The sequence below is a fragment of the Roseovarius sp. MMSF_3298 genome, assembly GCF_030733705.1.
Taxonomy (GTDB): Bacteria; Pseudomonadota; Alphaproteobacteria; order Rhodobacterales; family Rhodobacteraceae; genus Roseovarius; species Roseovarius confluentis.
Window position 1 is genome coordinate 17,299 of the sequence record NZ_JASHIN010000028.1, and the last position, 22,092, is coordinate 39,390.

Annotated in this window: 19 protein-coding genes and 1 pseudogene; 16 read left to right on the forward strand and 4 right to left on the reverse strand. The window is 62.0% G+C overall.

All coding sequences use genetic code 11. The annotated features are described in order from the left end of the window. Window positions 1-41: 41 nt before the first annotated feature. The 7 genes and pseudogenes from RBB18_RS19275 (at window position 42) to RBB18_RS19305 (ending at window position 8,001) form a co-directional block, all read left to right on the forward strand. Entirely contained in the window at window positions 42-1,001 is a 960-nt protein-coding gene (locus tag RBB18_RS19275; RefSeq protein WP_306112107.1) for an IS5 family transposase, read from the forward strand. A gap of 233 nt (window positions 1,002-1,234) precedes the next feature. After that, window positions 1,235-1,405, forward strand: a complete 171-nt coding sequence (locus tag RBB18_RS19280; protein WP_306112129.1) for a type II toxin-antitoxin system RelE/ParE family toxin — start codon at window positions 1,235-1,237, stop codon at window positions 1,403-1,405. 106 nt (window positions 1,406-1,511) lie between these two features. Next, window positions 1,512-5,774: pseudogene (locus RBB18_RS19285) on the forward strand (strawberry notch-like NTP hydrolase domain-containing protein). Window positions 5,775-5,895: 121 nt separating this feature from the next. After that, window positions 5,896-6,282 (forward strand): DUF6878 family protein, encoded by a 387-nt coding sequence (locus tag RBB18_RS19290; protein WP_090525086.1) that lies wholly within the window; start codon window positions 5,896-5,898, stop codon window positions 6,280-6,282. A 1-nt stretch (window position 6,283) separates the two neighbouring features. Further along, window positions 6,284-6,745 (forward strand): hypothetical protein, encoded by a 462-nt coding sequence (locus tag RBB18_RS19295; RefSeq protein WP_090525089.1) that lies wholly within the window; start codon window positions 6,284-6,286, stop codon window positions 6,743-6,745. Window positions 6,746-6,845: 100 nt separating this feature from the next. Continuing rightward, entirely contained in the window at window positions 6,846-7,148 is a 303-nt protein-coding gene (locus RBB18_RS19300) for a hypothetical protein (protein ID WP_306112108.1), read from the forward strand. Between the two features lie 124 nt (window positions 7,149-7,272). Further along, window positions 7,273-8,001, forward strand: a complete 729-nt coding sequence (locus tag RBB18_RS19305; protein WP_306112109.1) for a DUF736 family protein — start codon at window positions 7,273-7,275, stop codon at window positions 7,999-8,001. A 478-nt stretch (window positions 8,002-8,479) separates the two neighbouring features. Here RBB18_RS19305 and RBB18_RS19310 read toward each other — a convergent pair whose 3' ends face one another. The 4 genes from RBB18_RS19310 to RBB18_RS19325 form a co-directional block, all read right to left on the reverse strand. After that, window positions 8,480-9,712 (reverse strand): type II toxin-antitoxin system HipA family toxin, encoded by a 1,233-nt coding sequence (locus tag RBB18_RS19310; protein WP_065331756.1) that lies wholly within the window; start codon window positions 9,710-9,712, stop codon window positions 8,480-8,482. Further along, window positions 9,705-10,313: a helix-turn-helix domain-containing protein gene (locus RBB18_RS19315; protein ID WP_306112130.1), complete on the reverse strand. Its 609-nt coding sequence runs from the start codon at window positions 10,311-10,313 to the stop codon at window positions 9,705-9,707. Before RBB18_RS19315 ends, RBB18_RS19310 begins: the two co-directional genes overlap by 8 nt. A gap of 125 nt (window positions 10,314-10,438) precedes the next feature. Continuing rightward, the gene (locus tag RBB18_RS19320; protein WP_065331961.1) at window positions 10,439-11,350 is read right to left on the reverse strand and encodes an ImmA/IrrE family metallo-endopeptidase; all 912 of its coding nucleotides are present in this window, start codon (window positions 11,348-11,350) and stop codon (window positions 10,439-10,441) included. Then, window positions 11,347-11,670 (reverse strand): helix-turn-helix domain-containing protein, encoded by a 324-nt coding sequence (locus RBB18_RS19325; protein WP_065331960.1) that lies wholly within the window; start codon window positions 11,668-11,670, stop codon window positions 11,347-11,349. Before RBB18_RS19325 ends, RBB18_RS19320 begins: the two co-directional genes overlap by 4 nt. Window positions 11,671-11,811: 141 nt before the next feature. Between RBB18_RS19325 and RBB18_RS19330 the strand changes: the two genes are divergently transcribed. The 9 genes from RBB18_RS19330 (at window position 11,812) to RBB18_RS19370 (ending at window position 21,897) form a co-directional block, all read left to right on the forward strand. Beyond that, window positions 11,812-12,045: a DUF2188 domain-containing protein gene (locus RBB18_RS19330; RefSeq protein WP_065331965.1), complete on the forward strand. Its 234-nt coding sequence runs from the start codon at window positions 11,812-11,814 to the stop codon at window positions 12,043-12,045. Window positions 12,046-12,062: 17 nt separating this feature from the next. Further along, window positions 12,063-12,329 carry a multiubiquitin domain-containing protein gene (locus tag RBB18_RS19335; RefSeq protein WP_152467447.1) on the forward strand — a complete coding sequence of 89 codons (267 nt, stop codon included), beginning with the start codon at window positions 12,063-12,065 and terminating at the stop codon, window positions 12,327-12,329. Then, window positions 12,304-13,488, forward strand: a complete 1,185-nt coding sequence (locus RBB18_RS19340; RefSeq protein WP_306112110.1) for a ThiF family adenylyltransferase — start codon at window positions 12,304-12,306, stop codon at window positions 13,486-13,488. The genes RBB18_RS19335 and RBB18_RS19340 overlap by 26 nt, the downstream gene beginning before the upstream one ends. Next, window positions 13,478-13,903 (forward strand): DUF6527 family protein, encoded by a 426-nt coding sequence (locus tag RBB18_RS19345; protein ID WP_065331957.1) that lies wholly within the window; start codon window positions 13,478-13,480, stop codon window positions 13,901-13,903. Before RBB18_RS19340 ends, RBB18_RS19345 begins: the two co-directional genes overlap by 11 nt. Before the next feature lie 839 nt (window positions 13,904-14,742). Next, window positions 14,743-15,672: a DUF2493 domain-containing protein gene (locus RBB18_RS19350; protein WP_306112111.1), complete on the forward strand. Its 930-nt coding sequence runs from the start codon at window positions 14,743-14,745 to the stop codon at window positions 15,670-15,672. Window positions 15,673-16,205: 533 nt separating this feature from the next. Further along, complete coding sequence (locus tag RBB18_RS19355) at window positions 16,206-16,412, forward strand: hypothetical protein (protein ID WP_306112112.1); 207 nt, start codon at window positions 16,206-16,208, stop codon at window positions 16,410-16,412. Window positions 16,413-16,974: 562 nt separating this feature from the next. Beyond that, a complete protein-coding gene (locus RBB18_RS19360; protein ID WP_371931682.1) occupies window positions 16,975-17,568 on the forward strand; it encodes a helix-turn-helix domain-containing protein in 594 nt (197 codons plus the stop codon). Further along, window positions 17,555-19,888, forward strand: coding sequence for a relaxase/mobilization nuclease domain-containing protein (locus RBB18_RS19365; protein WP_306112114.1), 2,334 nt, complete (start codon window positions 17,555-17,557; stop codon window positions 19,886-19,888). The genes RBB18_RS19360 and RBB18_RS19365 overlap by 14 nt, the downstream gene beginning before the upstream one ends. An 8-nt stretch (window positions 19,889-19,896) precedes the next feature. Then, window positions 19,897-21,897: a type IV secretory system conjugative DNA transfer family protein gene (locus RBB18_RS19370; protein ID WP_306112115.1), complete on the forward strand. Its 2,001-nt coding sequence runs from the start codon at window positions 19,897-19,899 to the stop codon at window positions 21,895-21,897. The last annotated feature ends 195 nt before the right edge of the window (window positions 21,898-22,092 follow it).

A 22,092-nucleotide genomic window follows, 5' to 3' on the forward strand; every position in this document is an offset into this window, starting at 1 on the left:
TTGAGGATTCTTCTGCTGCTGGTGATCTGCTATGGTTGGCCATGAGACAGAGCTTCACCACCCAACCCGCCCTTTTCGCCTCCCATGAGCTTTTCGAGCATCCCGCGCTTGGGGCGCTGGACGCCGTGGAGGAGGTGATCGACTGGTCCCGGATCGAGGCGCTGTTGCCGCGGGGCGAGGAGCGGCGGCAGACGGGGCGGCCGGGCTATCCGGCGCAGACGCTCTTTCGGGCGCTCCTGCTGGGCCTCTGGTACGACCTGAGCGACGTGAAGCTCAGCGCGCAGTTGGCGCGGGATCTCCTGTTCCGCAAGTTCTGCCGGCTGGAGCTGGACCAGGGGGTGCCCGAGGCCTCGACGCTGGGGCGGTTCCGGGCGCGGCTGGGCGACCGGCTGGAGGCGGTTCTGGCCGAGGTCGTGGCGATGCTGGAGGAGGCCCGAGTGGTGCTCGCCGAGGGGCGGATCGCGATCATCGACGCGACCGTGGTGGAGGCGGCGCAGAGTGGTTACGACCGCCGCGACCCGGAGGCGGGCTCGGCGGTGAAGCTGACGGTGAAGGGCCGCCGGCGGGCGGTCTGGGGCTGGCAGGCCTTCGTCAATGCCGACGAGGACGGGTTCGTGCGGAGGGTGGCGGTGAGCCCCGGCAACCGGGCCGAGGTGGACAGCCTCGAGGATCTGGTGGTGGGCGACGAGGCCGCGCTTTATGCCGACGGCGCCTATTCCAGCCCGCGCAGCCGGGCGCTGGTGGCGCGGACGGGCATGGCCGACCGGGTGCAGCGGCGCGGCGCGAAGCACAAGCGGCTGGGCCCGCAGGACAAGGCCCGCAACGTCGAGATCGGCGTCACCCGCGCCCGGGTCGAGGCGATCTTCGGGCACTGGAAACGGCACTGGGGCCTGCGCCGGACACGGTTCCTGGGGCTCGCGAAGATGCGCATCCTGACCGGGCTGGCCGCCGTCGGCTGGAACCTGTGGAAGGGCGCGCGGTTCCGAAGCCTCTACGGCTGAGCGCCCAAGCTTATCCTCCCGAAACCTCACATGCCGGGCCTACCGGATAACCGGGCAGAGACCCGGCCAAAGCGGTAGCCGCATCAGAACCACCTCGGATGTCCACCTGCGAGAGAGACGTGCGTTTCGCTGAGGTCTCTGAATGGAAAGCCACAGCCATAGCCGACTTGCTGGCAATCATTGACTATATCTCTGACGACAACCCGGATGCCGCCTAAGTTCTCAAAGACGAGATTGAGCACAAGACGTCCCGCCTTCCAAAACACCCTCAGATGTACCGCGCGGGCCGTGTGGACGGGACTAGGGAGATGGTTGTTCGGCCGAACTACATCGTGGTTTATGCTGAAAGCCCTGAGATGGTGACCATTTTGCGCGTTCTTTATGCTGCGCAGCAGTGGCCATGATCGGGGTGCAGGCCCCCCACTAAGAAATTGCTCGCTCCACGCCTTCAAAGTGTAGAGCGGGCTTTTTGTCCTTTGGAACTCAGACCCTGATCCAAAGGAAAATCCCATGTCCAAGCCCAATCCGGCAAGCCCGGCTCTCTCAACCTCCGACGGTCATCTCGCCTCTGCGCTGGCGCAAGTCGGCGCGGAGATCGACCACCAGCCTCTACGCAGCTCTGCGCTGGCGCGCATCATGCGCGAGACGTTTCTTGGCAGCGATGCCAGCGGCGCATGGGACTGGCGGATGGCCTACGACCTGATGCAGGCCGCGGCCGTCCAGGTGCTGCTTCGTGGGGACAACGCGGCGGGTGATATCGCTACCGCAAAGCTGCTCGCCTCACGGCTCCTCACGGAAACGCGCCGCTCCGAGCAGCAGATCCGGCTGCAGCAGTTTTCCACGCCACTGCCATTTGCCGCCTTGGCCGTGCGGGCGGCTGCGATCCGCGAGGGCGAGACCGTGCTGGAACCCTCGGCTGGCACCGGTGCCCTGGCCGCGTTCGCCGCCCGGGCCGGTGCCACGTTTCTGCTCAACGAGATCGACCCTTTGCGCCAGCGCCTCCTGCGCGTGGTCTTCGGCGGCGAGGTGACGGGCCATGACGGCGAACATATCGACGATCTGCTGCAGACACCGGTCCTGCCCGATGTCGTGGTGATGAACCCGCCCTTCGCCTCTTCGGTCGACCGATCCCGCGACAAGCACATCGCCGCCAAACATCTCATCGCGGCCGCGAAGCGCCTGGCACCCGGTGGGCGGCTGGTTGCGATCATGCCGCTCGGCTTCACGCCCGAACGCGATGCCGCGCATTGGTCCCGCGCCTGCGGCCCCCTTACGCCGCGACTAATGTTGACGATGCCAGGGCAGGTTTATCGCAAGCTCGGCACTTCTGTCGAAACCCAGCTCATGATCTTCGACAAAGTGCAGGAGGGCGGCTAGATGATCCGCGCCGCGGTTCAGGATCTGGAGGAAGCCCTTCCTTTTGTCGACGCTGTGGCCGCAAGCCGGCCTGAGACGCGTCCCGCCCGCCGGGAGGCGACAAACCCCCATGCGCGATCGGTCGGTCCAGTACTTGTCGCGCGCAAGCGCCCAGTTGCCAGAGTTGCGGCGTCCAACGCTCAGACCAACGCCGCCATACCGCTCACTTTCATAAGCTTTGAGGCCCCGCGCGACAACACGCCTGTCTCGGCCATCTATGCGCGCTACCGCCCGCAGCGGATCGAAATCACGGGCGCGCGGGAACATCCCACGCCACTCGTCGAAAGCATCGCCATGGCCTCTGTCGCGCCACCTGTGCCCTCAGGCGCGGCCAGTGCGGAATTGCGCCTGCCTGCCAGGCTGATCGAGGATGGGCATCTCTCCGAGGCTCAGCTCGAGACCATCATCATGGCCCATGATGCCCATGGGCGTGACCTGCCGGGGCGGTTCACCATCGACGAGGACCAAACCAAACTGATGCGCGCCGACGATGACCCGGAGGCACGGGCCTATCGCCTCGGGTATTTCCTCGGCGACGGCACCGGCTGCGGCAAGGGGCGCGAATGCGCCGGGCTCATCCTGGTGAACTGGCTCGCTGGACGCAGAAAGGCGATCTGGGTCTCCAAATCCGCCACGCTCATTGAGGACGCGATCCGCGACTGGACCGATCTCGGCGGCTCGCCTGCCGACATTCAGCCGCTCTCCAAATGGAAACCGGACCAGCCCATCCCCATGGGCGACGGTATCCTCTTCGTCACCTACGCCACGCTGCGGTCCGCGGGCAAATGCGGCACCACGCGGCTGAGCCAGATCCTCGACTGGATGGGTGAAGACTTTGACGGCGTGCTGGCTTTCGACGAGGCCCATGCCATGCAGAACGCCGCAGGCTCCGAGCAGGGCAGGGGGGTCAAACCTTCCCAGCAGGGCCTTGCAGGCTTGCGGCTGCAACTGGCAGCACCCCGCGCCCGGGTCTTCTACATCTCGGCCACGGGCGCCACCAGTGTTCACAACCTGGCCTATGCCGCGCGGCTGGGTCTCTGGGGGCAGGGCCCCGAATACCCCTTCCCAAGCCGCGAGAGTTTCGTCTCGGCAATGGAAGCCGGCGGTGTCGCCGCCATGGAGGTGGTCGCGCGCGATCTCAAGACGCTCGGGCTCTACACGGCCCGCGCTCTCAGCTTCGACGGCGTGGAGTATGACGTGCTCGAACACGCGCTCACCCCGGCCCAGATCGAGGTCTACGACGCCTATGCGGGTGCGTTTCGGACGATCCACCACAATCTCGAGGCGGCACTGACCGCGACCGGTGTCAACGACGCCTCGGGGGAGACCAACGCCTCCGCCGCACGTGCCTCGGCCAAGTCCCGCTTCGAGAGCACGAAGCAGCGCTTCTTCAACCATCTCCTGATGGGCATGAAAGCGCCGACCATCATCCGCGCGATTGAGGATGATCTGGCGGCGGGCAAGGCTTGCGTCATCCAGGTGGTCTCGACGGGTGAGAGCCTGCTGAAACGCCGGCTTGAGACGATGGACCCGGAGGATGAACTCGTCGAGGGTGCCTTGACGCCGCGCGACTATGTTCTGGGATACCTCGAACAGGCCTTCCCGATTCATGCGCAAAAGCTCGTGGAGATTGACGGCAACATGGTGGCGGAACCCTTGCGGGATGAGACTGGCGCGCTCGTTGTCTCGCGCGAGGCGCTCGCTCTGCGCGATGCTGCCATGATGGAGTTGATGACGCTCGCCCCGATCCCCTCGGCGCTCGATCAGATCCTCTGGGCTTTTGGCGACGAGGCCGTCGCAGAGGTCACGGGTCGGTCCATCCGCCCTTTGAAGGCCGAGGATAGTCATCTCTTCATCGAGAAGCGCGCCGCCAGCAGCAATTCGTCCGAGACCCAAGCCTTCATGGACGGCGAAAAGGATATCCTGATCTTCTCCGATGCAGGCGGCACGGGCCGGTCCTATCATGCGGCGCAAACGGCAAAGAACCAGAAACGGCGGCGGCACTATCTTCTGGAGCCCGGCTGGCGCGCCGATGCGGCCATCCAGGGGCTGGGACGCACGCATCGCTCGGCCCAGGTCAGCGCGCCCTTCTTCCGGGTCTGCACCTCGGATGTGCATGGCGAGAAGCGCTTCACCTCGACGATCGCCAAACGCCTCGACCAGCTGGGGGCCTTGACCAAGGGTCAGCGCGAGACCGGCTCGCAGGGTATGTTCCGCGAGGAGGACAATCTCGAAAGCCCGATCGCACGGGCGGCGCTGCGTGGATATTTCGCCGATCTCGCCGCCGGGCGCGCCGAGGCGATGAGCTATGAGAGCTTCACCGACTGGACCGCGCTGCGGCTGATCGACAAGGACGGTGTGCTGCTCGAAGAGCTTCCGCCAATCCAGCGCTTCCTCAACCGGGTGTTGGCGCTGCCCATCCACATGCAGAACGCGCTCTTTGCCGAGTTCATGGCGAGAATATCTGATCAGACCGAACGGGCGCGCGCGGCGGGCACGCTCGATCTCGGGGTGGAAACCCTGCGTGGCGAAAAGATCGAGCAGGTTTCCACCGAAGACCTCTGGACCTGCCCGAAATCCGGCGCCGTGACGCGGATTATCGGACTTGAGGTGACGGACCCAGTGTATGTCCTGGTCGCCGAAGAGGCCATATCGCGCAATCCCGACAAGCTGCCGATGGTGAATCGCGCCTCCGGTCGCGCGGCGCTCATCTCGGCGCGGCCCATGCAGATGTATGACGAGGACATTGTCACGCTGATGCGCAAGGCGGTGCGGCCAAACGGGTCGAGCTATCTCGAAGAGGCACGGTTTGAGTCCTCGGCTTGGGAAGAGATCGACAGGCCCGAATTTGCGCAGATTTGGGAGGCCGAGGCTGCGTCCCTGCCAAAAACCACCACGACCAAGCTCTACCTGCTGACCGGGCTGCTGCTGCCGATCTGGAAGGACATTCCGACCACCAATGAGCGGATCTACCGTGTCACGCCAGACGGGGCGACGGCCATGATCGGGCGGACGCTGAGTGAGGAAGGGGCGGCCTCGCTGCGCGCCCGCTTCCTCGTCTCCAATCCGCAAACGCCACAGGAGATGTTGACCGCCGCCCTCGGCACCACCGCACCTGTCGATCTGGGCCGGGGTCTGACCCTGACCCGTCGCCGGGTCGCAGGCGAGATGCGCCTTGAGTTGGGCGGTGCGGATCGGGGCATGATCGATGGCCTCAAGGCGCTCGGCTGCTTCACCGAGATCATCGCCTTCCAGTTGCGTGTGTTCCTGCCGCATGGGGACGGGATCGACACGGGAAGCATTCTGGCCCGGATCGTGGGGCAGCGAGTCGCCAAGGTGGCAGAACAAGCCGCCTGAAAAGTCAAAGCGAGCTTCCGGTCGGGCGGCGTGGATGGGATTTGGCCGATCTGCGCTTTCCGGGCGCGCGCTGACCAATGCCAGGCCCGGCCCCCCCAAATTCAGATAAGAGGACAGACCCATGACCAATCCCCAGATCGACTATGCCGCAATGGCGGCTCAGTGGCGTGCAGAGCGCGAAACCACCTTGAAGGCATCCAGAGTGGAGCTGCTCGCGCAACTACGTGCGCTTGGCATCAGCGAGGTCGCTGTCGAATACGAAGGCTATGGCGACTCCGGCAATGTCGAGGATGTGACGGTGCAGCCTGCAGAGGTCCAACTGCCGGAGCCGCTTGCCACAGAGGTTGGCGACTTCGCCTGGTCGCTCGCCTATCACCATCACCCGGGGTTCGAAAACAACGAGGGCGGCTACGGCACGCTGACCTGGGACATCACCGCCGACAGTGTCACCTTGGATCATGCCGACCGCTATGTCGAATGCTCGCACAGCTATGACGAGGGGCTGTGAGATGGCCCATCCGCTTCATCATGCCGAAAGCTCTGCCCGGAAATTCGGCGGGGTGCCGTCCGACTATCAAGCCGTCCACGACTGGTTCGACGCTTCCAAAGAGCACCTCGCGCTCTTCACGCACAGAGCCATGCGTCACCATGCGCAAGGCCTTTTTGAGGCCGAACGGGTTTTTGGCCTGACACTGACCAATAGTGCGGGCCGCGACATCCCCGTGCGCTGGATCGGCGAGCAGCATATCCGTGAAGACTGCCAGGGCCGCATCCCGAGCATGGCGGACTGGCTGCGACGGATACAGCCTGAGCCATGGATGGCCAATGGCCACATCGACCGGCATTCCGGCGATGAGCCCTGCGGCGACCCAAGGGTTGCCTGGGCCTCCGAGGTCGCCGCCGGACGAACGGTTCTTGGCCTGAAAGATTGGATGGCGGCGCGCGCGACGCGGGCCACGCAAAGCGCCTGACAGCTCTCGGCCGTTTGCCAAACGAATACTGCATGGAAGCCCGGTTGGACGACCGGGCTTCTTGCGTCGTTTCCCCACCATTCTTCGTAAGGAGGTTCGCATGACACTCGAAGACATCAAGGCGGCCGTCGATGCCGGCCAGACCGTGCATTGGTCCAATACCGGCTACGTTGTCCACAAGGACCGGCTCGCTCAGTACCTCATCACCTATCTACCGAATAGGAGCTGCATCGGCCTGACCGACCGGGGCGGGCACCGGTTGAACGGAAAAGAAACGGAGTTCTTCGTCGCGCGATCGGAGGACGGCGCGGAAAATCCGGGCAGCCAATCAAGACCAGACGGGCAGGGGAGGGGCGCAGCACCCGGAGGCGCGGGGGCATTCCCACTCGGACGGCAGCTCTGACCAGTGGGCGGGGCTGAAAGGAAAGCAGGCTTTCTGATTTGTGATCCCTCAAGGGGTCGAGAAAGCAATCCCGGATGCGCTGGCAAGAACGTCAGACACCGGCCAATCCAAAAGGAACCATCCCATGTTCGCAGGAACCCTCACCCGCAATGTCGAGACCGCAGCCGCTCAGTACACCGGCATGATCCATTCGACGCGCTTTGACATCGCCATCCAATTGGAGGCGCGGGCCAAGATGTCCGAACGCAGCCCGGATTTTGACGTAACGGCAGTCAACAAATCAGGCCGCAAGGTGCGTATCGGCACGGCCTGGAACGAGACCGGCAATACCAGCGGCAACCCCTACATCTCGATGCAGATCGATGTCGGCTTGGGTCCGTTCCGGGTCAACGCGGTGCAGACGAAAGAGGCGCGCGCGGCCCAGAGCGGGGACTTCGAGATCATCCCGCTGGTTTCGAACGGCCTGATGAAATCCGGCTCGATCTCGGGCGAGTTAACCGCCATGGACGCCGACAACGCCTTCACAGGCTACATCGCCAACATGATGTTCGATCTGGAGTTCATGCTGATCGAGAACAGCTACAAATCCGAGGAGACCCACCCCGACTACCGGATCGAGGTCAGCTCGCCCCGGGGCATGCCGATCCGCGTTGGCTCGGCGTGGATGGCGAAAAGCAGCCGCACGGGCAACGACTACCTGTCGCTGCTTATCAACACGCCTGATGGCGACCTGCGCGTCAACGCCGTGCAAAACGAGGAGCAGCGCGGTGGCCAGACCTTCTCGATCATCCCGTTCATCGACAGCGGTGAGCAACCGCAGGACGCGAGCGCGGGGTTGTCGTTGGTTGCCTGATCAGCGCGCGAGGTGAGACTATCTAAACCGAAAGGGGAGCCGTGGGAGCACGGTTCCCCTTTTTCTGTGCTGGTGTGGTTTGGAGATGGCGCGAAGTAAACTATGCTTAGGTCAGGTGTCGAAGTAGGCCTAAAGCCGCCATTCTGCAGTCGGTGGCGACCCCGGCTGATGCTGCAGCAAGCACCAAGGGCAGCGAAGCGCAGTTAGCGATCTTTGGAAACTCAGCCTTTCTCTATCTCAACAAGCGCCTTTGCTAACATTACAGCTGGAACGAGGCAAAGATCAGCGGACGATCGGGCGACTTGTTCGAGAGCGCCAAGAAATTCTGGAACCTGCCAAACGTCGCAAGCTAACATCTATCGCCCTGCTTCGCCGGAGCCGTCCGTCACCCCTCACTTGCTGATGGGGGTGCGGCGGCGCAGAAGATCAGGGCACCCGCCTCCGCCCTGCTCTGCTAGTGAGTCAGGAACCTCTTGCCCTATGAAAGTTCTTCCAGGATGGGCACTGTCTTCATGTGATCCTCAACGGCAGACCTGACCTCATCACTCATCGGCAGGTTTGCCGCTTCTGTGCCCCAATGCTCCCGAAAAGCCTGAACCGTCTCTTGGGCCGCGTCGATTGCCATCTTCCTCGGGATCGATGCTTTGACGGCAAGGTGCTCTAGCTCATCAACCGAGAATGCCGAAAACACCTTGGCACGGCTGATCTTCATGTTGGTCGCATCACCCGGAATGTAGGGCACAGTCGCCACAAAATCATAAGCTGGTGCCAGCGAGACATACCGCCTGTCCGGATAGATCAGTGACCAGTTCTTCATGTGCATATCAGCATTGCCGATCAGCATGTTGAAGGTCAGGCGCCGGACATATTCGATGATGTCGGCATCATTACCTTCGGCGGCGATCACCTGGGCGATGTTGCGGAATGTGCCATTGCCGTATTTGTCTTCGGGATAGAGCCCATAGACCTGCGCAAAATCCTCGATATGCACGCGCGACCCGTCGGAAAGGCGATCAAACCGCTCGATCACAAAAGCATGGTTGCCGATCTTATCGATACCCTCGGGCAGGTTCTTGATCGCATCGATACTGACCAGATCGATGGCAGGGACGTTCATCCCGATAAGGCCGGCCAGCTTCATCATCGAGAATTCATTTTCAGGGACGCCTGCGAATTCACGCGAGGGTAGCTTCACGATCCAGGAGCCCCCGACACCAGAGGCGGGAATGGTCAGCCCGCCACTAGCTTCCATCACGGCGGAAAACTTGAGCTGAACGCCTGCCAGCGAAAACCGCAAAGCATTCTCTCGCTGATCATCGCCATGATCATCGGCGCCATCGGCCGCATCCGGCGGCCAGGCTTCACCGTCAGCAGGGGTGATCGTGATCGCGCCGGGCAGGTCATGGCCTAGCGCCCAAAGTAGATAGAATTCTCGTTCGGGATTCACGCCCGCCTGTTCGGCCAGGTATTTGCGCAGATGGCCTTCGGGAAGAAGGTTTGAGAAGAAGGGCATGACGCGCTTCTGATAGGGCCGAAAATCCGTATAGAGTTCCCCGAATTCATCCTTGAAGGCGAGCCCGAGGGTCGGCCTGTCAGGATTTTCGATGTACTCGTCGGTGAAGGCAAAGATGGTGCGATCGCCGCCAAGATTGGTGAGCGTGCCAATGGGCTCGCCATACAGGTTTACGTTCAGCACGGAGACATTACTCATCGTTGTCTCCATCAAGGCGATAGGCAGGACGCGGCAAGCGCGTCCGTTCCTCATCGGCTATGCCATGGGCGAGTGCGTTGCGGAAACTGTTCATCTGCTTTGACGCTTCCTGCAGCGCGGCAACGCCACCCGCGTTCTCCACGGCTTTGAGCGCTTCACGTATGCTGCGCAATGTGTCGGTATTCCGGATCAGGTTCTCGAACTGTCGCATCTCGCGAAACTGCCGCTGCAGGTTTTCGAAGACGGGACTATCGATCTTGAGCGACTGGATGTGCTCAAGCTGCTTGGCGAGCCGGGCAATCTCTTTACGCGCCTCCGGCGTGGCCTTCGGCACGTCGTTTACGCTACGGGTGATCGTTCTTACGGCAGGCGCGGCCTTGCGCGGAACAAGCGCCAGTTCCAGATCAAGGGCGTTGGCGATGGCGGTCAGACTTGAGACGGTGAGGTTCACAGCGCCGCTCTCGATCTTGGAGATATGCGACTGCGGCACGCCTGCATGGGCGCTCAGCGCGCGCTGGCTCAGCCCCTTCTTTTCGCGGGCAGCTTTCAGTGTCGCCGCCAGTTTCTCGCTCTCATAGCTCATTTTGATATAATCCTGCATATCAAGCAAAGCGCTTGATCTACTTTAATGTATCATATGAAGCCTGAATTTTCAAGGCGTGATCTATTTTGACATATCGTAAGCTAGAAACGATCTATTTCTATAGATCGAACCATGGGGCATTGCTAGCCCAACCACGATGAACCCGGCGTGCGGCTCACCATACGGTCGTATGTATCCTCTTCAGCCTCTTCGGCAGGCTCGAAGCGTGACGGCGCGTCCCCAAGATGGATTAGGGAAAGCGCAAAGTCGTGGACTTCGGAGACCAGAGCATGTTCGGTGCAGGGCTCTTTGAACCAGCTTCCTGACTCATGCTCTCTCGTTGCTTTTCGCCGAACCAGTTCAGTTTCCGTTGCCGGTATCGCGGTCGCCGGTATCTCGATTGGCGGTCGGCCAGCCGTCTTGAAGTAGGCGCCAGTGCGCAAGGCGCGATCACTCGACCGCGCCCAATGAATGAAGCCATCAATAGATTTCACAAGAACTGCCCGGCGCTCGGTGTACTGCAGCCAGCGCAGCGTCGCCGCGATCAGGGAAACGCCGTAGCGGTCCGCGCATGCGCCCAAGGCCTCTAGGTCAGGCTGAGACTTCGGAGCGATCTGCGCACGGAAGTCATCCAGCGGCATGAGGAGATTTGCGGCGAACTCGTTCGCTTCTTTCTCGATCTGCCGATATTTGCTGTCCCAGCGTTCCATGTCCTCGGTGCTGCACTGGATACCGTCAGGATGATCCTGCCTGTGCAAGAGGTAGTGCCCGAACTCGTGGGCGAGGGTAAAGTTGATGCGCCCCGGCGATGCTGTGTCCGAATTGTAGAAGATGCCCCAGCCCATTTCGCCAGGCGGGGCCTTCATCAAGGCGCCCTCGAATCCCTTCAGCGGGGCACCCTGCACAAGACTTATCGGATCGTCAGGAAAGCGCTGCTTTGAAAAATCGTAGGCAAGCGCTTCAACATTGACCGGAAAGCGGTCGTCGCCACCCAAGGTGTTCAGGATGATGGTCAGGTCGTATGCCCATCGTTGCGGCGACTTCGGCTTGGTCATCCGGGTTTCCCCCACAGCTTTACCATCTCGCGGATTTTTTCTTTGGTATCAGGGTCCATGTGTTTGTATTCACGATAGAACTGCGCATCGACGGCGTCTTCCTCGGTTATCGCCTGCTTTTCATCGAGCAGGTATTCAATCGTGACACCAAGTACTTCTGCAATCTTGGCCAGCTTCTCCGCCGATGGACGCGGCGGGTTCTTGTTCTCCAGTTCCCATATGTAGCTTTTGCTGGAGCCGGTGAGCTCGGCAAGTTTGTCAAGCGTGAGCTTTTGCTCCTTCCGTAAGCGGCGAATCTTCTCTCCCAGGCTGTTGGTCATGTGGCGGCCTCCCCGTCGATCTTATTGTTCGGTAAAGACGTACTTTACGTGCTTGACTTCTGACTTTCAACAAATATATGATGTTCGGAGTAGGCATACTTTTTATGCCTGCAACCCTAACGAACAGGAGGTATGGAAACCATGAGTAAGGGACCGAAGACCCATCACGTCGTGCCGAACCCGGCAGGCGGATGGGATGTGAAGCGTGGCGGCGCATCCCGCGCCAGCAGCCACCATGAAACCAAGCAGGACGCCGTTGATCGCGGACGTGAAATCAGCCGCAACCAGCAAAGCGAACTGCGTATCCACAACCGCGACGGACGGATCGCCAGCAGTGACAGCCACGGTGGCGACCCGTTCCCGCCGAAAGGCTAAAAAGAAAGGACCTGGCCATGCCGAAGGACGAAAAAGGCAAACCGGAAAAAGAGTACACGATTGTTGTGAACGGCCGCGAGAAGACGGTGACGGCGACAGAACTTGGCGAGGACGATCTGGTCGCGCTTGCTTACGAAAACCCGCCCACGGGCGAGTTGATCTGCTTCACCATTACCTACCGGCGCGGCCAGGGCAACAAGCCCGAGGGCACGCTGGATGAGGGCGATACCGTGAAGCTGAAGGAGGGCATGATCTTCAATGTCACGGCAACTGATAAGTCGTAACGCCGATCTCAAGGCCCTCGAAGAAGGCGGATACGAGGTGGCTGTGAAAAGTGGCCACCTCGTGATCTCCAACGTGCCCTACGTGAACGCCAATCGCGAGGTAAAGCTTGGCACGCTCGTTTCTGTTCTGCAGACGAACGGTGGCGAGACGATGGCGCCGAGCGACCATAAGGCGTACTTCGTGGGCGAGCATCCTTGCGATCACAATGGCAAGACACTCGAAGGCATCAGGCACTCCAGCAAACGCCAGAGCCTCGGCAAAGACATCACGGTAGACCACATGTTTTCGGCCAAGCCAAAAGAGGGCTACCGCGACTACGAACACAAAATGACCACCTATGTGGAGATGATCGCATCGCCCGCGCGTAAAATCGATCCGACGGCTGATGCGCGCACCTACGTCGTCGCAGACTCCGATGAACCTGATCCGGTATTCAACTACCAGGACACAGCCTCGACACGGGCCGGAATCGGCGGTTTTTCCGAAAAGCTGGCGATGAACAAGGTCGCCATTGTTGGCCTCGGCGGAACAGGCTCTTATGTGCTCGATCTGCTCGCTAAGACGCCGATCCGCGAGCTGCATCTTATCGACGGTGATGATTTCCTGCAGCACAACGCGTTCCGTAGCCCGGGCGCACCCAGCATTGAAACACTGCGGGAACGGAACAAGAAGGTCGATTACTTCGCAGCGCTTTATGCGCCCATGCGTAAAGGGATCGTCCCGCATCCAGTCTATCTCGACGAATCCAACGTGGACCTGCTGAACGAGATGGATTTCGTCTTTGTGTGCGTTGACTCTGGCGCCGCCAAACGCCCGGCTGTCGAACACCTCGAAGAACAGGGCACCCCCTTCATAGATGTTGGTATGGGGATCGAGATGGGCGACGATGCCCTGGTGGGTGTGCTGCGGGTGACGCTGAGCACCGCCGAACAGCGAGAGCCGCTTCGTCGCCGCGTCGGCATGGGCGAGGCGGACGTAGATGATGCTTACGCCACCAACATCCAGGTGGCTGACCTGAACGCCCTGAACGCGACGCTCGCGGTGATCCGGTGGAAGAAGCTTGTAGGGTTTTACGCCGATTTTGAGGGCGAGCATTCCAGCAACTACACGATTGATGGCAACACGATAAACAACATGGACGGGCGCGATGACGATTAAGAAGATTACCCACAAATTTGTAGATGCGATCCCCGAGCAGACCGAGGAGGGCGTTCTGTACCTCGCCATGGATTACGCAACGGCCGTTCACAAATGCGCCTGCGGCTGTGGCAGGGAAGTCGTCACGCCCTTAAGCCCGACGGACTGGAAGATGGGCTATGACGGTGTGTCGATCTCGCTCTCGCCGTCCATCGGGAACTGGAGCTTTCCTTGCCGGTCGCATTACTGGATCAAGCACAGCAATATCCGGTGGGCAGGTGATATGAGTGATGAACAGATTGCCGCTGGACGGGCGCACGACCGTCGCGCCAAAGGTCGGTATTACGATGCGCCGGAAGCCCCCGCATCAATGGCAAATGCGGATGTGCCACAAGGTCTTTGGCAACGTTTCCGGCGGTGGCTAAGCGGCAAGTAATGGTTAGTACCGACGCCGATATCCTTACCGCGAGAGCAGTTTTGCCCCGAATCCCTTCCGTTGGATGATGTATGGTGGCTGCCCCTACGGCAAAAGACGGTTTTTCCAGATGCGCACGCAGCATATGTATCTCCACCCGCCGCCAAAACCCGCAACTTTGCGAAGTCCACTTCCTACGCATCGCTGCCGTTAGTCCAAGGCGCAGCGAATGACTGGCTCCCGCCCATCACGTCCAATGCCCGGAAAAGCAATCACTATAGTCGGCAGCAGCGTCGCCAGCACATCAACCTTGGGCTAAGCCTTGCGGCCTCCCCAGCTCGGCTTCGCGTGTCGCAGGGGAGAACGGCCCTTCGGTCCGTCGCGCATTCGGCCATGCGGCCTCACCGCGGCGCAGCACCCGGCATCCCGGTTTGCCCGCCTCGCGAGCACGTCTCTCCCTGGCCGCTCCGCCGGATTGCGCTCTGGTCTGTTTTGGCCGAGGCCAAAACGATCCCGCCGCTTCATCCGTCTCCCGCGTCCGGTCGGGCCGTTTGCCTGCTCGGGTCGGGCAAACCTACCGTCAAAACACACACACATGAGTGCGGAAGCATATCCTCCGGATGGCCCCCAAATCAGCCCGCCTCAAGGATCGCAAAACTTTTCGGCGAGGGCGGGGCTGGCGGGGAGGGTGGTCCAGTGCGTGAAGGCGCACATATGTCGGGTGCTGCGCGCGGAAAACTTTTGCGCCCGGCGAGCCGGCGGCTGCGCCGTCCCTGACCCGGGCAGATTCGGAAACCAGGCATTCGGCCATGCCACCACACTCACGTGGTGGCCTTGGAAATGAACACTGGAGACCAGACATGGCTTACGACACCGCGAACACCTACGAGACCATTGAGCTTTTCGGGCTGACCGAGAAGGACGCGCAGCTGCCGATCCCGGAGGATCACGTCCTGACCGACCGCATCATCCGCGAGAGCTTCGAGGCTCTACTTGGCTCGCTGCGCGGGACCGGGCTCGAGGCGGAGATCGAACCGCTGGCGCATGGGCTCGCCACGATCCTGCAGCGCCGCAAGGTGGCGCTCGGCAAGGAGGTCGACCGCACAGCTGACAAGATCGGCGCGCTCGCAAAATCCCACGATGGATCCGAGATCGCCGAGACCGCGCTCGAAGAGGCGCAGGCGCGCTTCCTGCAGCTGCGCGAGATCGTCGGCGCAATTGAGGTGATGAGCGAGGCCGCAGCGGAATGCTACGAGGTCGAGACGGGCCACGCCTTCATCCCGGCAGCCGGATCGCGCGCAAGCACCCGGGCGCAAGAGACCGGGGCGGTCTTCGAGGCGCGGCAGCTTCTGGAGCAGCACGACCGCGAGACTGCCGAGAAGTCGAAAGTCGAGGGGGTGCCCCTGATCGTCTCAGGCGCCACCGACTGGACCAATGTCGATGTGATCTTCAACACGCTCGACAAGGTTCGCGAGCGGATCAAGCAGAACCGCAATCAGGAGATCTTCCTCTGCCACAAGGGTGGCAAGCACGGGGCGGAGATGATTGCGGCGCGGTGGGCCCGGGCACGCGGAGTGGCGCAGGCGCGGTTCGATCCGCGCTGGTCCGCACATGGGCGGGCGGCACCGTTCAAGTGCAACGACGAGATGCTGGACGACAAGTTCGCGGCGACAGGGGTTGTGCTCTTCGGCGGCAACGGAGTCGCGCTGAACCTAGGGCAGAAAGCGGAAGCGAAAGGCCTGACGGTCATGCGGGTTGCTGACTCGGCGAAGAAGACTGCGCAAGATTGAAGGGAGGGGGTCGCGCTTGGCGCGGCCCTTTCGTCGTGTCTCATGGCGCGTGCGATCGGTCACACTTGATCGGCAGCTCACGGCGTCCAGCACCGTCATCCCTCTACCCAGCCCGTCAGAGTTCGGCCCATCCGCATCGGTACGGGCTGGGGATGGTGCGCACCTCACGCACATCGTCAGCGGTGCAAGACGCGAGGGATCGAAACGTCCCACTTGAGGCTGAAGACCTGCACGTCCCTCGGGTGGTGTTTCGGAACATCGCACCCACGCGGGCGGGCTCTATCAGCACCCCGGCCAGGATCGACGGGACGCGGATGGTGGCGTCGGCGTGATGGCAAGGATCATCCGGATCACTCCTTTTTGCTCATAGATGTGGATCGCACGGGGTCGGCCCAATCGTGCCCTCCGCTGACGCTCCGGCAAGCACAAATACGGCTTCCACGGCGGAGCCGCGGACCCTCCGCATTTGCGCTTGCGACCGGGCCTCTTGCCCCCGTGCTGGCAGATCCCCATCGCAACAAGGAGTAACCCAAATGACCAACCACTACATCGCCACCGTTCCCGTCAAGTTCATCGACACAGATGGCCAGGAGCGCACCCGTTTTCAGCGCGTGGGTGCGATGTTCCGCAACACCCGCAACGGGGACGGCTCGGAGTTCTTCAGCCTCAAGCTCGACTTCCCGGTCGCGGTCTCGGAGCTGGTGATGTTCCCGCCGAGCGCGAAGGATCCCCAGGACTGAATCCTCTCACTAGGATGGGCCGCCCCAGGACGATCTTGGGGCGGCCCGATCCCTGTTCCAGGGATGCCGTCACCGGCGCGTGTGATCGCCTACAGCGACCTCCTCTTGGTGCCGGTCGCTGCGCGTTCAAGGGACGCACTCCCCCCGGAAGGGTCAGGCCGCGACAGGGCGGACAGTCAACCTCAAGGGGGCCATCTACAAAAACCTATCGGCCAGGGCCTCCCGGTTTTTGCGGCAGAGATTTGGCAAGCCAAATCTGGCCCTCCTTGACCCTGCCTGTCCGCCCTGTCGGTGGGGTTTGCGCCCGCCCGCGGTTCCGTCCGAACACATGCGTGTTCGGCCAGACCCTCGGGCGGTGCTGGGGAAGGGGAGCCATTGGACAGGTGGGTCGCCCGATGGTGAGGGCGGCAGAGCCGCGTCCCTGCGGGCCGCGGGGGAAGCGGACACCAAGGCTGCCTGAGCCTAAATGCGACGTAAGTATATATTTGACAGATGGGTATATTATCGTAAGGTTGGGGCAGCCTTGGTGGAAGGTGGCAGGAAATAGGGGGTCTTTCTTCGCATGACGCGCTCAAAACGTCTCACAGATGCGGACCGCATGGAGATCGTTCGCGAGGCTGCCGAAGGTATCTCGACATCTGCGCTGGCAGAGAGGTTTGGCGTATCGGTCCGGGCGATTCAGTACACGCTCAAGGCCGATGCCGAGCGCAAGACAGATGCCGCGATCCCGGTTTCAGCGGTCAGTGTGAAGGTGACGGCCGCGGAGCTTGCAGCCCTCGACGCGGTGCTGGCTGCGGCCGGGATCGAAAGCCGGGCCGAGGGGCTGCGGCGGCTCATTCAGGCGGCAGGCGGGGTGTTCGTTCCGGACGCGCAGATGGCGGCGGAGATGGCGCGCTATCGCGCCTCGCTGCACGAGGTCGGCAATGGGGTCGCGCAGATCGCCAAGCAGATGACAAAGGCGAACCGGCAGGGGCAGGAGGCTGATGGAGGCACGAGTGCCGAGTTCTCGGAACTGCGCCTCGCGCAGATGCGCGGGTTGGCGCGGTTCATTCTGGATTCCGCTGACGAGATCGACCTGCTCCTGCGCCGCCGTCGTGACGCCATGCAGCTGCAGGCCACGGCCGCGCTGAGGGAGTTTGCCCATGCGGCTGAATGATGCGGTTGCCGCGGTTACTGGCGAGGTCTTTCGGGACGGCTGGAGCCGGATCCGGGGTTCGATGCAGGGGCTGCACGTGGCCAAGCAGAGCCAGCTTGTGCGCGCGGCTGCAGGGCATCGGCCAGCAGTCTTCAAGGCGATCCGGAGCGGGGGTACGCATACCAAATCGCAGCTTGCCAACCAGCTCGATTACCTTACCACCAAGTCCACCCATATCGTGGACAGCAGCGGGTTTCTGGATGGGAAGGCGAAGCTCGAGGCGAAGGACATCAAGGACCTGACCGAGCGCTTTGCCAAGCGGTGGGACGCGGGTTTCAAACCCAAGCTTGGGCAGACCACCCATATGCTCATGTCCTTCCCCATCGGCACGCGGGGTGAGTATGTGCGCGACATCGCGACGGATGTGGCCGAGCGGTTCTTCCAGACCGACGCGGGGCATTTCGACTACATCGTCGCGGTGCATGAAGACCGCGATCACCCCCATGCGCATCTGGTGCTCAACCGCCGTTCGCAAGAAGGCGAGTTCTTTTTCCTCGGGAGCAACCATCGCTTCAACTATGACGACTTCCGCCTCGCCATGGTCGAGGAGGCGGAGAAGTACGGTGTGCGCCTGGAGGCCACGCGCCGGGTGGACCGCGGGATTTTGCATTACCCCGCCCGGACCAGCGAGATCTATGCGGCGAAAGAAGAGGGGCGCACGCCCCGCGAGCGCGAACGCGTGGGGCATGACTTGACGCGGACGCTGGCGGAGATCGCCAACACCAGAACTGCCTACCACTCGCTTGCTGCGGAAGCCTCCCGGGAGGCCCGCGAGGATATTGCCGCAGCCCTCTTCCGCGCGGGCGAGATGCTGGCGCGCGGCGGGCAGGTGGACCGAACAGGAGATGTGTACATGGCCGAGGATCAGAGTTTCGAGGATCTAAGAAGCCTCTATGCGGAGAAGCTCGCGCGGGTACAGGGCATGATCGCCGAGAAGGCGGACGCGGAACGCCCCGTGCTGGAAAAACGCCTCATCGAGATCCAGACGCAGGTCCAGCACATGCAGCCCTTGAGGCTGCGATCATCCACGCTGTCAGAGGCCCCCTCGGAGGGCGGGATCTATTCCGAGGCGAACATCCAAGAGAACCAATTGGAGCACCTCACAGAGCCGCGCCTGCGCTCACGGATCGATGCTGCTCTGCGGGGCACGGGTATCAGCACATCGGAAGTGGTGGCCCGGATCGAGACCGGTGCCTCCAATGCAGCGCTCGAGCATCAATGGATCGCCGATGATCTCTCCAAGGTGGCCGAGGCGCGCGATCTGAACCTCGAACGCCGTGCCGACCTGGAACAGGCGCGCGACGTTCTCAACGATGTGCATGTCAACCTTGGCACTTTGCTGGAACGGGAGAACGTGCTGCGTCGGGATGGTGTCGTGGAAGCGGAACCGGTCAGCGAGCGGTTCCATTATCATGAGGGCGCGGTCCGGGAGATGGAAGGGACAATCCGTCAGGAGATGCGCGCCGAGGGTTTGACAACGCAGCAGATCGAGGACCGGGATTGGGAGGTTGTCTCGCGGGCGGAGCGCCGGATCGAGGCGGAGCAGCGCGTTTATCTCGAGGCACACCCGGACCTGCTCGCACGCCCAGGCGATGTGATCGACCGGTCTGAGCCCTACAGGGAGACCATCACCGATGCGGCCCGCGCCGGCGAGATCGCCCGCGATGTCGACCGGATCATGGAGGGACGCGACCTCCGCACGCCCGTTGCAGATGCGGTCGCAGATGACTTCCGCGCGCGCTATCCGGACATGCCGTCCCACCTCGCCCGCGGGCTTGGCGCGACCTATGCGGCCGTCGTCGAGATCCGGAACACTGAGGCCGTCAATCAGGTTCGCCGCGAAGCCGAGATGCGCGACGGGCTTGGGATTGGCACGCGTGACGAACGTCTAGCAACCCAAGATGAAACGGCGCCGCAGACTGACCGTACCGACCGCCTCGCAGACGAGATTGCGCGCGTTCTGGACCATGAGCGGGCAGGGGAGTTGTCTGCGCCCTTCGAGACCGAGGTGGAGCGCGATGCCTTCCGCGGTGAGATCGCACGGGTGCTGGATGACCGCCAACTTGCGCGGCTCACATCCGGCGATGCCGATGCGTTGGACAAGGTTCTCGAGGACCGCCTCGACAGGCTCTATGTCGCCAAGGTCTACTTGCAATCTAATGCCGCGACGGCCAATACGGATGCCCTGCGTCAGGTGGTCGATGAACTTGCCGATGCTGAGTATGAAAAACACCGCGCGACGGACGTGGATGGCGAGACCGAGCGGGGCCAGATCCATTGAGCGCCACCATGGGAAAAGCGCGGATCGCGACCGGTGTGCTTCTTGTGACGCTTGTGACCGGGGCCATGGGCTATACCATCGCTTCGGCCGTGCTGACCTACCAGGACCTTGGCTTTGGGGCCGAGATCGACTTCGCCTACATCGCGCAGAACTACATGGCGATCCTGGACCGCCGTCCGGAGGATGCCCAACTCATCCATCTGATCATCGGCAGCTTTGCCGCCGCTGGCATGATGCTGAGCCTCGCCCTCTCGGGGTCTGCTCTCACACGCTTTGGCCAGACCCATTGGCAGTCTGCCCGCGAGATGAAGTCCAATGGGTTTTTCGGCGCGCCCGGGACAGGGTTCATCCTTGGCAAACTGGGGACGCCCCGCTCCCGCGCAAAATACATTTGCTCGAAAGTCTTCCCGCATGCGCTGATCGTGGCCCCCACGGGTCGCGGCAAGACCACGGGCTTTGTCATTCCGAACCTGCTGACCTGGCAGGGCTCCGCCGTGACGCTAGACGTAAAAGGCGAGTGCTTTGAGGCCACGGCCCGGCACCGCGCCGCCCAAGGCGACAAGGTCTATCGCTTTGCTCCCACCGATTGGGAGGGCAGGCGCACGCATCGCTACAACCCGCTCCTGCGAATCTTCGAGCTGAAAGACCCCGCGCGTCAGCAGATGGAATTGCAGCTCCTGGCGACGCTGTTCCTGCAGAGCGACAATGACCGGGTGCAGGGCCTCCTTAAGGGCGGGATCGATCTCTTCGTCGCGGCAGGGCTCTTGGCCTTCCAGCGCAAGCGCCCGACTCTGGGCGAGATCTATCGCATTGCCGCCTCGGGCGGGAACAAGCAGAAGGAGTATTTCGCGCGCGGCCATGAGGTGGATAACCGAGCCGCCAAGCTGATCTTTACGCGGCTGGCGTCCACCAACAACGACACGTTGACCTCATACGTGTCGCTCCTGATGACCTCGGGGCTCGACCAATGGCAGAACCCAGCCATAGACGAGGCGACGGCGGTGTCGGACTTTGATTTCCGGACGATCCGGAAGAAGCCCTTCTCGGTCTATCTTGTCGTCCAGCCCCTCATGGTGAAGCCGCTCGCGCCGCTGATCCGGCTCTTCTTCTCCGACCTGCTCTCGGCCATGCAGGAAAAGGATCCGGGGCCGGATGAGCCTTGGCCGGTGATGATCATGCTCGACGAGTTCAATCGCCTCGGAAAGATGCCCATCGTGGTCGAGAGCATCGAGACCCTGCGCACCTATCGCGGCCACTTGGCCGTGGTTACCCAGACGATCCCCGCCCTCGATGAAATCTACGGCGAGAACACCCGCCGCGCCCTGCAGGGCAACGCAGGCGTGAAGCTCTACCTGACGCCCTCGGATGAGAAGACCGTCGAGGAACTGAGCAAGGCGGTTGGCAAGACCACGAAGACCGTCATCACGCGCTCTCAGTCCATCGGCAAGAACCCCTTTGAAGGGCGCAGCCAATCCACACGGACCGAAGAAAGCTCGTTGCTCCCTGAAGATGAGGCGCGCCGCTTGCCGCTCGACGAGATCGTCATGGTGATCGATGCGCAAATGCCGGTCCGCGCAAAGCGGATTCAGTATTTTGACGACCGGCTCTTCAAGGCGATCCATGTGGCGCAGACGGGCGAATTGCCGTTTCCGGAGCCGGGGGAAGGGGGATCGCAAGGCACGCTGCCGCTGAGTGTTCAAGCGATGCCGATGACACCGCCGTCGGACGGGCCAAGTGGGCCCAAGGCCGATGTTGAGGCCGCACGCCAGGCTGCTGAGTTCCAATCGTCAGGGCAAACTGATGTCGTTCCAAAGAAGACCGCGCCCATCGTTCAAGCTGTTATCGCAGAGGAGCAGCGACAGATGGAGATGGATTTTGGGGGCCAGGTTGTGGATGCCGAGGCAGTGGTTGTGGATGATGAGGCGCAGATGCGTTCTGCAGTCGATGGCTTGGACAACATGGAAGCGATGCTGCGAGAGGGGGATGGTGAAAAGTTGGTTGCTCGATAAGGTGGCGGGCATAATATTCTGCTAGTCGGGCGGAGTGCGGAAGTGCGCCGCAAATGCGAAGCAATTGAATTCAACCTACGCAACCGGAGGTTCGGAACTCAGGTGGACCGCCCTTTGCCCCAGCGAACCCTTTTCTTTGAAACCAGCTTCCTCCATCTTCAAAGAGTGTGCGAACGGAGCTTTTGACCGGCTAAG

What these genes read in the sequence shown, in the direction of transcription:
- RBB18_RS19360 (WP_371931682.1), top strand. Translation starts at nt 16,975, where the DNA reads ATGACGCGCTCAAAACGTCTCACAGATGCGGACCGCATGGAGATCGTT.
- RBB18_RS19315 (WP_306112130.1), bottom strand. Translation starts at nt 10,313, where the DNA reads ATGCAGGATTATATCAAAATGAGCTATGAGAGCGAGAAACTGGCGGCG.
- RBB18_RS19275 (WP_306112107.1), top strand. Translation starts at nt 42, where the DNA reads ATGAGACAGAGCTTCACCACCCAACCCGCCCTTTTCGCCTCCCATGAG.
- RBB18_RS19355 (WP_306112112.1), top strand. Translation starts at nt 16,206, where the DNA reads ATGACCAACCACTACATCGCCACCGTTCCCGTCAAGTTCATCGACACA.
- RBB18_RS19345 (WP_065331957.1), top strand. Translation starts at nt 13,478, where the DNA reads ATGACGATTAAGAAGATTACCCACAAATTTGTAGATGCGATCCCCGAG.
- RBB18_RS19370 (WP_306112115.1), top strand. Translation starts at nt 19,897, where the DNA reads ATGGGAAAAGCGCGGATCGCGACCGGTGTGCTTCTTGTGACGCTTGTG.
- RBB18_RS19350 (WP_306112111.1), top strand. Translation starts at nt 14,743, where the DNA reads ATGGCTTACGACACCGCGAACACCTACGAGACCATTGAGCTTTTCGGG.
- RBB18_RS19330 (WP_065331965.1), top strand. Translation starts at nt 11,812, where the DNA reads ATGAGTAAGGGACCGAAGACCCATCACGTCGTGCCGAACCCGGCAGGC.
- RBB18_RS19310 (WP_065331756.1), bottom strand. Translation starts at nt 9,712, where the DNA reads ATGAGTAATGTCTCCGTGCTGAACGTAAACCTGTATGGCGAGCCCATT.
- RBB18_RS19340 (WP_306112110.1), top strand. Translation starts at nt 12,304, where the DNA reads ATGTCACGGCAACTGATAAGTCGTAACGCCGATCTCAAGGCCCTCGAA.
- RBB18_RS19320 (WP_065331961.1), bottom strand. Translation starts at nt 11,350, where the DNA reads ATGACCAAGCCGAAGTCGCCGCAACGATGGGCATACGACCTGACCATC.
- RBB18_RS19365 (WP_306112114.1), top strand. Translation starts at nt 17,555, where the DNA reads ATGCGGCTGAATGATGCGGTTGCCGCGGTTACTGGCGAGGTCTTTCGG.
- RBB18_RS19300 (WP_306112108.1), top strand. Translation starts at nt 6,846, where the DNA reads ATGACACTCGAAGACATCAAGGCGGCCGTCGATGCCGGCCAGACCGTG.
- RBB18_RS19295 (WP_090525089.1), top strand. Translation starts at nt 6,284, where the DNA reads ATGGCCCATCCGCTTCATCATGCCGAAAGCTCTGCCCGGAAATTCGGC.
- RBB18_RS19335 (WP_152467447.1), top strand. Translation starts at nt 12,063, where the DNA reads ATGCCGAAGGACGAAAAAGGCAAACCGGAAAAAGAGTACACGATTGTT.
- RBB18_RS19325 (WP_065331960.1), bottom strand. Translation starts at nt 11,670, where the DNA reads ATGACCAACAGCCTGGGAGAGAAGATTCGCCGCTTACGGAAGGAGCAA.
- RBB18_RS19305 (WP_306112109.1), top strand. Translation starts at nt 7,273, where the DNA reads ATGTTCGCAGGAACCCTCACCCGCAATGTCGAGACCGCAGCCGCTCAG.
- RBB18_RS19290 (WP_090525086.1), top strand. Translation starts at nt 5,896, where the DNA reads ATGACCAATCCCCAGATCGACTATGCCGCAATGGCGGCTCAGTGGCGT.